Source organism: Streptomyces rapamycinicus NRRL 5491, from assembly GCF_024298965.1.
GTDB lineage: Bacteria > Actinomycetota > Actinomycetes > Streptomycetales > Streptomycetaceae > Streptomyces > Streptomyces rapamycinicus.
Genome location: NZ_CP085193.1, coordinates 2,277,793 through 2,291,151, shown reverse-complemented (window position 1 = coordinate 2,291,151; position 13,359 = coordinate 2,277,793). Strand labels below are relative to the sequence as shown.

Below are 13,359 nucleotides of genomic sequence, written 5' to 3'. Positions count from 1 at the left end.
TAACTCTGCTCGGTCGTGGTCTCTTCCCCGTCCTCCAGCCGCCGCCCCCGGAGGAGACCACAGCGGCGGCGGGGGTGGGGGCGCGGCACCGTCGCCGTCCGCCGGGCCGGTGGGGCAAGATCTCATCGAGTGCGATGCTGGACCGCCCGGAGAGGGCCCCGGCTGACCCGACGTCGCATTCGATCCTGCCTCTCCCGGGTCCCCCTTCAGAACGCTTGATCTGGTGCAACTAATTTGTCAAACGCTTTCCAGGGCTACCCCCGCCGCAGTCCGGACCGGTCCTCAACATGGGCCGGCGGGGGCCGCCACCGGACATCGCTCCACCGGCCCGGTGGTCGGCGACGGAGCCCGGCCAGGGCACCCCCGGACCCATGCTCAAAGGCGCCGAAGGCGCGAACGGCTCCGCACCGGCGCACGAAAACCGTTCGCGGAACGCAACCGCCCCCAACTACCGTGCTCCGCCGTGGACATTGACGATCCCAAGGACGTGGTCAGGCGCGGATACGACGCGCTCTCCCGCCACTACGAGCAGTCCTACGCCACCGAGACCAAGTACCGGCCCTGGCTCGACGCCCTCCAGAAGCGCATCCCGGCCACCGCCACCGTGCTGGACCTGGGGTGCGGCCATGGCGTACCGGTCGCCCGCGCACTGGCCTCCGCGGGACACCGGGTGACCGGCGTCGACATCAGCGGGGTGCAGATCAGCCGGGCGCGGGAGCTGGTGCCGGAGGCCGAGTTCCGCCAGGCCGATGCCACGGCCGTGGAGTTCCCGGCCGCCTCCTTCGACGCCGTAATCTCCCTCTACGCCCTGATCCACATCCCCCTGGACGAACAACCTCCCCTCCTCGCCAGGATCGCCAACTGGCTCCGCCCGGGCGGCTGGTTCCTGGGCACCACCGGACACAGCGCCTGGACCGGCACCGATGACGACTGGCTCGGCGGTGGCGCCACGATGTGGTGGAGCCACGCCGACGCCGCCACCTACCGGGACTGGCTCACCCGGGCCGGGCTGACCGTCCAGGAGGAGGAGTTCGTCCCCGAGGGCGACGGCGGCCACGCCCTGTTCTGGGCGCGGCGGCCGTCGGAGGGGTGACGGGCGACGGGTCTCGGCTCAGCCGACCGGGCCGTCCCCACCGGACTTCTGCCACGCGCAGCTCCCGAGCGTGGCCCGGCCCTTCTCGACCAGCGGGTCGGCGATCCGGGCGGGTGGCATCGTGCTGTGGCCCCGGTAGCAGATGACCGTGCGGTCCGTGTGCCCGGCGAGGTCGACGAGGATCTGGTCCCAGTGGCGGTACTGCACATCGTGTCCCGTGTCGGCGTAGCTGCGCACGGCCGGCTTGCCGGGCAGATGCTCCTTCCAGGTGTCGATCGTGCTGGGCGGCACGGTCGTGTCCTTCTTCCCGCTGTAGATGGTGACGGGGGCCGTCAGCTTCGACAGATCGGGGCCGGGCCGTTGGCAGTAGAGCTTCTGCTCATGCACCTGAGGCGCGGGGTCCGCCTTCTGGCCGCGCTGGTTGTAGGTGCGGGCGCCGTCCTCGAAGGCGGTGTCGGCGAAGCCGGGGATGCGCTTGGTCGGGCTGTCGTCCGGGAGCGCCCACCAGACCCGGGGGTCGGCGATCTGCTTCTCCAGGGACTTGCCCAGCTCCTCGTCGGACATCGAGCAGTACGAAGGCTGGGCGCCGTACGGCGGCAGGGCGGCGGCCAGGTGCAGTGACTGCACGCGGTCCGGGGCAAGGGACGCCAGCTCGGCGGCGTACGGACCGCCGCCCGAGATGGCGATCACACTCACCTTGCGCACTCCGACGCGGTCCAGCACCTGGAGCGCGTCCTTCGCGAAGTCCGCCTCCCCCAGGCTCTTGTCGAACTCGGTGTCCCCGAAGCCGTTGCGCTCGACCGATATCAGCCGCAGCCCGAGGGACTCCCGGGTGCTGCGCAGGAAGTCCGTCATATGGGCCACCCGCGCGCTGGTGCCGGTGCCGCCGATGTAGAGCACCGCCTTTCCGTCCCGGGGGCCGTCGTCGATGTAGTGGGCGGTGCGGCCTGAATCGAGTTTCAGCGCCCGGACCTCGGGGCCGAGCGAGTCGAAGTCGTCCTGGATGCGGACCCGATGGACATCGGTGGCATGCGGTTCGCGTGGCGCGGTGGCCGTGGCGCTCACGACTCCGGAGCCCGTGAGCAGGACGGTGGCGACGGCGGTTGCGGCGATCCCGGTGACGAGCGCTCTGGGCACGTGTCTCTCCTGGCCGTAGGGGGAGGGCGGCGTTGATCGGGTGGAACGAACGCCACCTACCCCCTCTGATCGAGAAGACTCCGAACGGTGGGCAGCTAGTCGGTCCTGTGATCCGGAAGGATCAGGAATTCCATGTCGATCTCCCTGTCCACCGCGGAAACCAATGTGCTCGGAGGGCCGTGGGCAGACTTGGACGAACCTTGAATCGCCCGGCCACAGCGGCTATGAAGGTTGCAGGGGATGCGACAACGGGGGGAAGAATCGATGGTGTCATTCGGCTTATTGGGCAGTGTCGAAGTACGTGTCGACGGCACAGAGGTAAACCTGGGACATGCCCGGCAGCAGTGCGTACTCGTCGCATTGCTGGTCGAGGCCAATCACGTGGTGGAGGTTGACCAGCTCGTCGACCGGGTGTGGGGAGAGCGTCCTCCGCGACGCGTTCAGGGGACGTTGTACAGCTACCTTTCCCGTCTCCGCCAGGCGCTGGCTCCCGCCGCCGAACAGGTGAGCATCGTCCGGCGGTCGGGCGGTTACGTCCTCTCGGTGGAGGAGACGGCAGTGGATCTGCACCGCTTCCGCCGACTGGTCGGGCAGGCCCGCGCCGCCGACGAGGACGAGCGTGCCTCGGCACTGTTCGCCCAAGCGCTGGGGTTGTGGCGGGGGAGGGCCTTCACCGCCCTGGACACCCCGTGGTTCACCACTCTTCGTGAGGTCCTGGAGCGGGAGCGGACCGCCGCGGAGCTGGACCACACCGACATCCAGCTCCGCATGGGCCGCCACACCGGGTTGCTGGCCGAGCTGCCCACCCGCTCGGCGGCGCATCCGCTGGACGAGCGTCTGGCCGGGCAATTCATGGTCGCCCTGTATCGCAGCGGCCGCCCTGCCCAGGCCCTGCACCACTACCAGGAAATCCGGTGTCGACTGGCAGCGGAACTGGGCACCGACCCGAGTCCGGCACTGCAAGATCTGCACCAGCGGATCCTCACCGCCGACCCGGCGCTGACCGCCCCGACGACTCTCTCCTCAGGCGGTGCGAGCCGACGCGCCGTTCCCGTACCGCGGCAACTACCCGCACCTCCACCGGTGTTCGTCGGGCGGCACCCGGAGCTCGCCGACCTGGACCGCCTGCTGGACTCCCAAGCCGCTCCTGGCGGCACGGTGATGGTGTCCGCGATCGGTGGCGTCGGCGGCGTCGGAAAGAGCTGGCTCGTCCTTCACTGGGCCCACAACCGCCTGGAACACTTCCCCGACGGGCAGCTCTACATCAACCTGCGCGGCTTCGACCCCTCCGGCGAGCCGGTCCCGCCCGCGGTGGCGGTCCGCGGTTTCCTCGACGCCCTCGGCGTCGATCCCGCCGAGATCCCCGCGGAGCTGGACGGGCAGACCGGGCTCTACCGGAGCCTGACGTCGGACAAGCGCCTGCTCATCGTGCTCGACAACGCCTGCGACACCACCCAGCTCCTGCCCCTGCTTCCTGGCAGCCCCACCTGCACCGTGCTCATCACCAGCCGCCGCCAGTTGACCGGCCTGACCGTCAGCCATGGAGCCCGCCCCCTCGACCTCGACGTACTCCCGGACATTGAGGCACACCAGTTACTCGTCCGCCATCTCGGCCATCGCAGGACGGCCGCCGAACCCGAGGCCGTGGCCACGCTCTTGACGTACTGCGCGGGCCTGCCCCTGGCCATCAGCATCCTGGCCGCCCGCGCGGCGGCCAGCCCGGAGCTGCCGCTGTCGGCCCTGGCCGAGGAAGTCCAGGAAGCCGCCACCCGACTCGACGCCCTGGACACCGGCGACATGGCCGCGGACCTGCGTGCCGTGTTCGCGTCCTCCTACCACGCACTCGACCCGGACACCGCACAGGCGTTCCGGCTGATCGGCCTCGCGCCGGGCCCCGACATCAGCGTGCCCGCCACCGCGAGCCTCACTGGACTCCCCGTGGCACGAGTGCGTGTCCTCCTGCGCAAACTGCGGGCCGCTCACCTGATCCAGGAACACACCCCCGGCCGCCACCGCATGCACGACCTCATCCGCCTCTACGCCACCGAACAGGGCCACGGTCAATCGGTCTCCGTCAGCGAGGCCGCACTGCACCGGCTCGCCGACTTCTACGTCCATACCGCCCATGCCGCGGCGGGGCTGCTGGACGCACACCGGGACCAGATCCCCCTGGCCGCCACCCAGCCGGGGGTCGTGCCGGAGGAGATGGCGGACCACGGTGCGGCTCTCGACTGGTTCACCGCTGAGCACCGGATGCTGTACGCGGCCGTTGATCTGGCGGCCGGTCTGGGTCTCGACGCGCACGCCTGGCAGCTGGCCTGGGCCCTCGAGACATTCTTCGACTATCGGGGGCACTGGCACGACTGGGCGGCCAGCCAACGTACCGCGCTCGAGGCGGCGCGACGGCTGGGCGAGCGGTCATGGGAGGCCGGCGCACATCGCAGCCTCGGCATGGCCTACACCCAGATGGGCCGCCTCGACGAGGGCCACACCCACTTCCACCAGGCCCTGGAACTGTACGACCGCTTGGGCGACCGGGTCAGGCAGGCGCACACCTACCGGGGTCTGGGGTGGGTGTGCGACCGGCAAGGCCGGCCCCGGGAGGCGCTGGACCACAACGAACGGGCGCTGAGCCTGTACCGGCGGATCGGACACCGGGGCGGACAGGCCATGGCGCTGAACAACGCCGGGTGGCTGCACGCCATGCTCGGTCAGTACCAGCGGACACTCGATTACTGCGCACAGGCGGTGGCCCTCAACAGGGAAATCGACGACCGGCACGCGGAGGCGGGGGCGTGGGACAGCCTCGGCTACGCACATCACCACCTCGCTCAGTACGCGGATGCCACCGGCTGCTACGAGCGGGCCCTCGACATTGTCCGGGGGGTCGGCGACCGGTTCAACGAGACGGAGATACTGAATCATCTGGGCGACACCCATTTCGCCGCGGGTGATCATGAAGCGGCCCGGCTGGTCTGGCGACAGGCTCTTGAGATCGCCGAGGAGATCGGCCACCCGGCCGCCGACGAACTCCGTGACAGACTCACGTCGCCGAGGTCATGAAGTCGGATGCCCATCCAGGCGTGGCCGGAGGTCGTTGCCGTGGCCAGGAGTGCCCGCCCGGCGCGAGGAAGATCTGGTCGTTGCCGCGGATGAGGCCGTCCACTGTAGGGGACCTTGCCGTGGATGGTCCCGAACGTCGTCGCGGCCAGATGAACGGCACCTGATCCGTTGAGGGAGGAACGCGCGGAACGCGCGGAACGGCCGGACGGCGGAGCCGACTTGGCGGGCCGCGCCGCCGGTGTCACCGGCCCGGCGTCGGCCCCGTCTTCCGGACGCAATTTCCCGTGAAGAGGTTGTCGCGCTAATAATATTAGTGACGACTATTTTCGGACGGCCCGGCGGCCCATCCGCGAAATTCAGCCGAATGCACTTCCCGAGGCAACCCTCGCATTATCGCGAACATGCCAATTTCCCGGGTCGCGTCTGCGTCATGGCCCTGTCGCGCGGCGTCCGAACGGGGTGTGGCATGGGGTGTTTGTCCGGGTGCACTTGGGTGCTTTTGCATCCCTTTAACTGTGCTATGTTCAGACTTTGTTCGTTCATGGTGCATTCTATTCCTAGGGAATTCCGGGTTTTCCGGCCTGGCATGCTGGCCCTGGAAAGACACCCAGGGAAAGGTTGAAGAATGCGGTATTCCTTCATCACGGAGTTAGCCGCGCCGGGGCGCAAGGTGCCGGTGCGGGCATGCGATCCGGAGTCGGCCCCGGTGTGGCTGTTCGCCTCGATCGGCGAGTACCCGGTGTACGACGACGTCGCGTACGAAGTGATGATCAAGGACGAGCGCCGGATGAGCCGGTATGCCGAGGCCGTCCGGCGCTACGCCCCCGGCCGGACGGTGCTCGACATCGGCACGGGAAAGGACGCGGTGTGGGCGCTGGCCGCCGCCCGCGCCGGGGCGCGGCATGTGTGGGCGGTGGAGGTCATCCCCAAGTCGGCGCGGATCGCCAGGGAGACCATCGAGGAGGCGGGGTTCGCCGACCGGATCACGGTCGTCGAGGGACTCTCCACCGAGATCGAGCTCCCCGAGCCCGTCGAGATGTGTGTCTCGGAGATCATCGGCACGCTCGGCGGCTCCGAGGGCGCGGGCTCGGTGCTGCGGGACGCGCGGAAGCGGCTGGTGAAGCCCGGTGGGGTGTTCATCCCGCACCGCAGCGTCACCACGGCTGTCGCCCTGGACCTGGGCAGCGCGGGTCGCGGTGAGCCGCTCGGATTTCCGCCGTTCGTCTTCCGTTATGTGGAGGAGGTGTTCGCCTCGGTGGGCCGCCCCTTCGACCTGCGGGTGGTCCTGGAGGGGCTGCAGGACAATCCGAAGGTGCGGGAGCGGTCGTATCTGTCGGGCCCGGTCGAGGTGGAGCCGCTGGAGTTCAACGGCGATCTGGACCCGGAGGGCATCGACGGCGCCGAGCTGACGTTCACCGCAGAGGGCGAGTTCTCCGGGCTCGCGCTGGGCGTGCGTCTGTGGGTGGCCGAGGACGACGAGCCCATCGACTCGCTGGTGCAGTCGAGCAGTTGGACCCCGGTCTACGCGCCGCTGGCGGAGGAGGGCCTGCCGGTGCGGCCGGGCGACCGGTTCACCTTCGACTTCACCACGACGATCAGCGACGACGGCGTACACCCCGACTACGCGCTCACCGGCGAGCTGCACCGGGCCGGCGTTCCGGCGGTCACACTGAGCTGGAGCTCGACCCACCACGGGGACGGCTTCCGCGCGACCCCCTTCTACCGCTCGCTGTTCCCCGGGCCCGGCGGGCCCTGAAGCCGCGCCATCGTCAGCCGTCCGCCACCTCGGCGGAGGCGACGGCTTCCCGTACGAGCCGGGCGAACTCCTCCGGCCGCTGTTCGGGGAACGGCACACCGGCCCCGGGCACGATGTGCCCCTTCGCCGACAGCGCCCGCACCATCGGCTCGAAGCTGGGCATCGACGGGTCGTCGTCCTGTCCGCAGATGACCGTGGCCGGGGCGGCGATCCGCGGCAGCCGCTCGTCCATGGCGAAGAGCCGGATGGCGATATGGCCGTCCTCCGCCCGGCCCAGCACCCGCAGGGCGTCGGCCATGAAGCGGTTGAGCGCGGCCTCCTGCCCCGGCTGGTAGAAGTGTCTGCGCCGGTTCCACAGCTCCAGGAGGTGGGAGCCGTCCGGATTCGGCCGCACCCAGTCGACCGGGCGTTTCCACACCGCGCGGGCGCGCTTCTCCGGGGTGATGAACGGGGTCGCGGAGAGCGTCAGGCTCCGCACCCGGGAGCCCAGGCGGGCCGCCACCTCCACCGCGATCACTCCGCCGGTGTGGTGTCCGACCAGGTGGAACGTGTCGAGCCCGAGCTCGTCCACCAGGTCCTCGACCCCGTCGGCGAACATCTCGACGCTCTGGTCGTCCGCGGGTTTCGCGGAGGCCCCGTAGCCGACGGTGTCCATCGCGATCGCCCGGTGCGTGGCGCCGAGCAGTGGAAGCACATCGCGGTACTCGGCCCAGGACCGCGGGGTCTGGTGGAGCAGCAGCACCGGCTCGCCCTCGCCGCACTCGACGTAGTGCAGCTGGCCGAACCGGCTGGGGGCGTAGTGGGCGGTCAGCATATGCACTCTCCTGACGTGGCGGGGCGGCGAGCCCGCACTTCTGGTCGTACTTTGTACGGAACTCCTCGGGTGCCGTCAAGAGGCGTCCGGCGGGGACGGGCCATCGCTCGGGGGTGTTCCGTCAGGCGGTACGGGGCGCTGGACGGATCCGGGTGCGCGAGGTCAGTGTCGCCTCGTCCGGCACGTCGCCATGCGCCCCGTTCCGTGTGACGGAACGAAAGTTGGCGAGTGGTGGGCGGCGCGTCTATACCGGAGGCCACATCGGGAGCGCCGGGCCCCGGCCCCATGTTCTTCTCCAGGAGGTAGCCCGTGCCGAATGTTCCCGACCACGTCCCGACGGACTCCCTCCCCGGGGCCGTGGTCAAGGCCGCCGACGCACTCGCGGGCGCCGCCCGCGCCGGGATCGCCTGCGCGCCGGTGCGCACGCTCCTGGACGACGGCGACATCGAGGCCGCCTACGCGGTGCAGCGGCTCAACCTGCGACGCGAACAGGCCACCGGCCGCCGGATCGCCGGCCGGAAGATCGGCCTGACCTCCCCGGCCGTACAGCGCCAACTCGGCGTGGACCAGCCGGACTTCGGAGCGCTGTTCGCCGACACGGCCGTGCCGGAGGGCGGCGAGGTGCCCGCCGGGCGGCTGCTCCAGCCCAAGGTGGAGGCCGAGGTGGCGCTCGTGCTCGGCAGCGATCTGCCACACCGCCACTGCACCGTCGTGGACCTGCTGCGCGCCACCGACTTCGCGCTGCCCGCGCTGGAGATCGTCGACAGCCGGGTGCGGGACTGGGACATCTCCATCGTGGACACCGTCGCCGACAACGCCTCCTGCGGGCTGTACGTCCTCGGCGCCTCCCCGGTGCCACTCTCCGGGCTCAACCTGCGCTCCGTACAGATGACCATGACGCGCAACGGCGAGATGGCCTCCCACGGGACCGGCGCCGACTGCCTCGGCGGTCCCCTCAACGCGGCCGTCTGGCTGGCCTCGGCCCTCGCCGAGCGGGGCGACCCGCTGCGCGCGGGCGACCTCGTCCTGACCGGGGCCCTGGGGCCGATGGTCCCGGCCGCCCCGGGCGATGTGTTCCACGCCCGTATCTCGAACCTCGGCTCCGTAGGAGTCGGCTTCGCCGCGGAAGGAGACCACCGGTGAGCAGCGAGACCAGCAGCCGCGCCAAAGTGGCGATCATCGGCTCCGGCAACATCGGCACCGACCTCCTGATCAAGGTGTTGCGGCTCTCCGACACCCTGGAGATCACCGCGATGGCCGGGATCGATCCCGCCTCCGACGGCCTGGCCCGCGCCCGCCGCCTGAAGGTGGCCACCACCCACGAGGGCGTGGACGGGCTGGTGGCGATGGACGAGTTCGCCGACGTTGACATCGTCTTCGACGCCACCTCCGCCGGTGCCCACAAGCGCCACGAGGAGGTGCTGCGCCCCCTCGGCCGCACCCTCGTCGACCTCACCCCGGCCGCCATCGGCCCCTATGTGGTGCCCCCGGTCAACGGCGACGCCCACCTCGACGCACCCAACGTCAACATGGTCACCTGCGGTGGCCAGGCCACGATCCCGATCGTGGCCGCCGTCGGCGCGGTCACCCCCGTCCACTACGGGGAGATCGTCGCCTCCATCTCCTCCCGCTCCGCGGGCCCCGGCACCCGCGCGAACATCGACGAGTTCACCGAGACCACCGCCGCCGCCATCGAGCGCGTCGGCGGCGCCGCCCGCGGCAAGGCCATCATCGTCCTCAACCCCGCCGAACCACCGCTGATCATGCGCGACACCGTGCACTGCCTGGTCTCGGGCTGCGCCACCGAGGAGGTCACCGCCTCCGTCGAGGAGATGGTCGGCCGCGTCCAGGCGTATGTGCCCGGTTACCGCCTCAAGCAGAAGGTGCAGTTCGACCAGGTGGCGTCCGGCGATCCGATGCGCTCCCTGTTGCCCGCCGATGCCGCGCACACCGACGCGGTGAAGGTCTCGGTCTTCCTCGAGGTCGAGGGAGCCGCCCACTACCTCCCGGCCTACGCCGGAAACCTCGACATCATGACCTCGGCCGCGCTGCGCACCGCGGAGCGCCTGGCCGCACACCGCTCCGGCGAGGAGACCGCACGATGACCACGACCGACGCCGGCACGACCGCGGACACCCCGCCCGTCCCGCCCGCCCTGTACGTCCAGGACGTGACCCTGCGGGACGGCATGCACGCCATCCGCCACCGCTACACCGTCGAGCAGGCCCGCACCATCGCCGCCGCCCTGGACGCCGCCGGGGTGGCCGCCATCGAAATCGCCCACGGCGACGGCCTGTCCGGCTCCAGCGTCACCTACGGAATCGGCGCGCACACCGACTGGGACTGGATCGAGGCCGTCGTCGGGGCCACCGGCACGGCGATCCCCACCACCCTGCTGCTGCCGGGCATCGGCACGTTGCACGACCTCAAGCAGGCCCACGCCCTCGGCATCCGCTCCGTGCGCATCGCCACCCACTGCACCGAGGCCGACATCTCCGCCCAGCACATCTCCGCCGCCCGCGAGATGGGCATGGACGTGGCCGGGTTCCTGATGATGTCGCATATGACGGAACCGGCCGAACTCGCCCGCCAGGCACGGCTGATGGAGTCCTACGGCGCCCACTGCGTGTACGTCACCGACTCCGGCGGCCGGCTCACCATGGACGGTGTCCGCGATCGCTTCCGCGCCTACCGCGATGTGCTCGACCCGGGCACCGAACTCGGCATCCACGCCCACCACAACCTCGCCCTCGGCGTGGCCAACACCGTGGTGGCCGTGGAGAACGGCGTCACCCGCGTCGACGCCTCGCTCGCGGGCCAGGGCGCGGGGGCGGGCAACTGCCCGCTGGAGGCGTTCATCGCCGTCGCCGACCTGATGGGCTGGAAGCACGGCTGTGACCTGTTCCCCCTCATGGATGCCGCCGACGACCTCGTACGGCCCCTCCAGGACCGCGAGGTGCGCGTCGACCGAGAGACCCTCACCCTCGGCTACGCGGGCGTGTACTCCAGTTTCCTGCGCCACGCCGAGGCCGCCGCGGTCCGCCACGGTCTGGACACCCGCGCGATCCTGGTCGAGGTCGGCCGCCGTGGGATGGTCGGCGGCCAGGAAGACATGATCACGGACATCGCGCTCGACCTGGCCGCCCGCCCGGACAACACCTCCGGCCCGGACAACACCTCCTGATCGCCGCCCGATCGGCGGGACGCCTGTACGGTGTGGTGTACGACGGCGTCGGTGTCGCCGGTCCCCGGTGGTGTGCGAAGAGGAGAGTCCCAGTGGCGGGTCAGCGGTCGCGTGGCAGGACGCTCACCGCTGAGCGGATCATCGAGGTGGCCACCCGGATCTGCGACGAGGAGGACATCGACGTACTGACGATCCGGCGGCTCGCCGCGGATCTCGGCGTGGGCGCGATGACGCTCTACAGCTACTTCCGTGGCAAGGAGGAGATCCTCGACGGGATCGCCGACTACGTCATGGGAAACTTCCGGCTGCCCACCGCCGAGGAGACCTCGCCCGAGGCGGTCGTGCGGGCCCTGGCGCTGGCCTTCCTCGAGATGATGCGGGAGCACCCCAGCATCGTGCGGCTCTTCTCCACCCGGGTGAGCACCGGCCCGCGGTCCATGCGGGGCGCGTTCGAGGCGGTCATCGGGAGGCTGCGCGAGGCGGGGTTCGCAGACCGGGACGCGGTGCGCGTCTACGGGCTGATCGTGCAGTACAGCCTGGGTTTCGCCAGCTATCAGGCGCCCCGCCCGTGGGGCAAGGCCGACCATCCCGAGGCCGAGGAGCTGCGGCGTCAGCGCAGGCACTTCTACGGGACCCTGCCACGTGAGGACTTCCCCCACATGGTGGAGCTCGCCGAGGAGATGACCACGCTGCCCAGCGACGAGCAGTTCCTCTTCGGGCTCGACTGCCTCATCGACGGCGTACTGCGGCACACCGGCGACTGAGCCGCGCCACCTGAGCACTCCGCTGGAAGTGCCCCGAGACGCCGTCGATCGTCTGCGGCGCCGTCGTGGCTGGTCGCGCAGTTCCCCGCGCCCCTTCAGGGCGCCGTTGTCAGCGACCTTGACGTCATACAGCGAACGGTACATAGTACGACCCACTTGCGATCGCTGAGCCGACCTTGCCTCGGCCCGGTGTCCGGTGGGGAGGGGAGCAGCCCCGCCGCAGGCGTACGCGTACCGCCGGACACCCCTAGGCGTCGCCCCGCCCGTCCCTTTCTCGTCCCTCTCCCGTCCCCACGGACCGCTTCTGAAGGACAAAGGACTTCCCAATCGTGATGTCAAGCCGCAGTCGTGACGGGAGGTGAACCTTGGTAGCACTGTCCGTCACGGATCATCGCCCACAGGACGTTGAGCCTGCGGCGGGCGAGCGCGAGCAGGGCCTGCTTGTGGCCCTTACCCTCGCTTCTCTTCCGCTGGTAGTACGCCTTGGACGCGGGGCATGTCGTGATGCTGACCATCGCCGAGAGGTACATCGACCGCAGCAGTCCGCGGTGGTAGCGCCGGGGGCGGCGCAGGTTGCCGCTGACGCGGCCGGAGTCACGGGGCCTGGGGGCAAGGCCGGCGAAGCCGGCCAGGCGGTCGGCGCTGCCGAAGGCGTCCATGTCACCGCCGGTCGCGGCGATGAATTCGGCGCCGAGCTTGGGGCCCATACCGGGCAGGCTACGGATCACCTCGGCGTGCGGATGCTCGCGAAACGTGGCCTCGATCAGGGCGTCAAGCCCGACGATCTCCTCATCAAGGGCCATCACCCCCTTCGCGAGGCGGACCACCATGGCGGCCGCCAGCTTCTCGCCGGGCAGTGCGGTCATCTGGGCCCGGGCGGCCTCCACAACCGTCTTCGCCAGCGCCGCGGCACCGCGGACCTTGCGGTTCTTCAGCCAGGTCTCGATCCGCTGGACGCCGGCGCGGCGGATCGCGGCCGGGGTCTGGTAGCCGGTCAGCAGCATCACCGGGCCTTTATTGACCAGGTCCAGCGACCGCTCCAACGCGGGGAAGATCTCCAGCAGTTGGGCGCGGAGCCGGTTGATCTGCCGGGTGCGGTCGAAGACCACGTCAAGGCGCCGGTTGGTCAGCGTGCGCAGGTCGACAGCGATCTCGTCACCGGGCCTCAGCAGCCCGAGGTCCCGGCGAACGCGGGCCTGGTCGGCGATGACAAAGGCGTCCTTCGCGTCCGTCTTGCCTTCGCCCTTGTAGGTGGCCGAGGCACGGTGGACTGCCAGGCCGGTCAGATAGGCCATCGGCTGATCGTGGCTGAGGAGCAGGCAGATCAGCAGGGCAGCTCCGCCGTGGTTGAGATCGACGGCCCACAGCACGTCCGCGGATATCGCCAGGACATCGCCGATGAGGTGAAGCAACTCGGTCTCATCGTTCAGGACCCGGCGCGACAGCAGCCGTTCGCCGTCCGCGTTGATCACCACGCAGTGGTGGTGTTCCTTGCCGATGTCCACTCCGGCCCAGATCTCGGGCACGGCCACCTCCGCCAGCTCGCCG

Annotated in this window: 10 protein-coding genes; 7 read left to right on the top strand and 3 right to left on the bottom strand. The window is 70.2% G+C overall.

The annotated features are described in order from the left end of the window. Positions 1-463 precede the first annotated feature (463 nt). A complete protein-coding gene (locus LIV37_RS09345; RefSeq protein ID WP_020866865.1) occupies positions 464-1,093 on the top strand; it encodes a class I SAM-dependent methyltransferase in 630 nt (209 codons plus the stop codon). Positions 1,094-1,111: 18 nt separating this feature from the next. On the opposite strand, the gene LIV37_RS09340 is transcribed toward LIV37_RS09345, so the two are convergent. Beyond that, entirely contained in the window at positions 1,112-2,230 is a 1,119-nt protein-coding gene (locus LIV37_RS09340; RefSeq protein WP_020866864.1) for an alpha/beta fold hydrolase, read from the bottom strand. A gap of 240 nt (positions 2,231-2,470) precedes the next feature. Here LIV37_RS09340 and LIV37_RS09335 point away from each other — a divergent pair, with 240 nt between their 5' ends. Next, positions 2,471-5,293 carry an AfsR/SARP family transcriptional regulator gene (locus LIV37_RS09335; protein ID WP_309471141.1) on the top strand — a complete coding sequence of 941 codons (2,823 nt, stop codon included), beginning with the start codon at positions 2,471-2,473 and terminating at the stop codon, positions 5,291-5,293. Between the two features lie 625 nt (positions 5,294-5,918). Next, complete coding sequence (locus LIV37_RS09330; protein WP_020866861.1) at positions 5,919-7,049, top strand: 50S ribosomal protein L11 methyltransferase; 1,131 nt, start codon at positions 5,919-5,921, stop codon at positions 7,047-7,049. Positions 7,050-7,062: 13 nt separating this feature from the next. On the opposite strand, the gene LIV37_RS09325 is transcribed toward LIV37_RS09330, so the two are convergent. Further along, positions 7,063-7,863 (bottom strand): alpha/beta fold hydrolase, encoded by an 801-nt coding sequence (locus LIV37_RS09325; RefSeq protein ID WP_020866860.1) that lies wholly within the window; start codon positions 7,861-7,863, stop codon positions 7,063-7,065. 309 nt (positions 7,864-8,172) lie between these two features. Here LIV37_RS09325 and LIV37_RS09320 point away from each other — a divergent pair, with 309 nt between their 5' ends. The 4 genes from LIV37_RS09320 to LIV37_RS09305 all read left to right on the top strand — a co-directional run bounded on the left by LIV37_RS09320 (position 8,173) and on the right by LIV37_RS09305 (position 11,811). After that, a complete protein-coding gene (locus tag LIV37_RS09320) occupies positions 8,173-9,006 on the top strand; it encodes a 2-keto-4-pentenoate hydratase (RefSeq protein WP_020866859.1) in 834 nt (277 codons plus the stop codon). Then, complete coding sequence (locus LIV37_RS09315; RefSeq protein ID WP_020866858.1) at positions 9,003-9,968, top strand: acetaldehyde dehydrogenase (acetylating); 966 nt, start codon at positions 9,003-9,005, stop codon at positions 9,966-9,968. Before LIV37_RS09320 ends, LIV37_RS09315 begins: the two co-directional genes overlap by 4 nt. Next, the gene (gene dmpG / locus LIV37_RS09310; protein ID WP_020866857.1) at positions 9,965-11,047 is read left to right on the top strand and encodes a 4-hydroxy-2-oxovalerate aldolase; all 1,083 of its coding nucleotides are present in this window, start codon (positions 9,965-9,967) and stop codon (positions 11,045-11,047) included. Before LIV37_RS09315 ends, dmpG begins: the two co-directional genes overlap by 4 nt. A gap of 92 nt (positions 11,048-11,139) precedes the next feature. Continuing rightward, positions 11,140-11,811, top strand: a complete 672-nt coding sequence (locus tag LIV37_RS09305; protein ID WP_020866856.1) for a TetR/AcrR family transcriptional regulator — start codon at positions 11,140-11,142, stop codon at positions 11,809-11,811. 335 nt (positions 11,812-12,146) lie between these two features. On the opposite strand, the gene LIV37_RS09300 is transcribed toward LIV37_RS09305, so the two are convergent. Beyond that, positions 12,147-13,343 carry an IS110 family RNA-guided transposase gene (locus LIV37_RS09300; protein ID WP_167525894.1) on the bottom strand — a complete coding sequence of 399 codons (1,197 nt, stop codon included), beginning with the start codon at positions 13,341-13,343 and terminating at the stop codon, positions 12,147-12,149. Between the last annotated feature and the right edge of the window lie 16 nt (positions 13,344-13,359).

What these genes read in the sequence shown, in the direction of transcription:
- LIV37_RS09335 (WP_309471141.1), top strand. Translation starts at nt 2,471, where the DNA reads ATGCGACAACGGGGGGAAGAATCGATGGTGTCATTCGGCTTATTGGGC.
- LIV37_RS09330 (WP_020866861.1), top strand. Translation starts at nt 5,919, where the DNA reads ATGCGGTATTCCTTCATCACGGAGTTAGCCGCGCCGGGGCGCAAGGTG.
- LIV37_RS09325 (WP_020866860.1), bottom strand. Translation starts at nt 7,863, where the DNA reads ATGCTGACCGCCCACTACGCCCCCAGCCGGTTCGGCCAGCTGCACTAC.
- dmpG (WP_020866857.1), top strand. Translation starts at nt 9,965, where the DNA reads ATGACCACGACCGACGCCGGCACGACCGCGGACACCCCGCCCGTCCCG.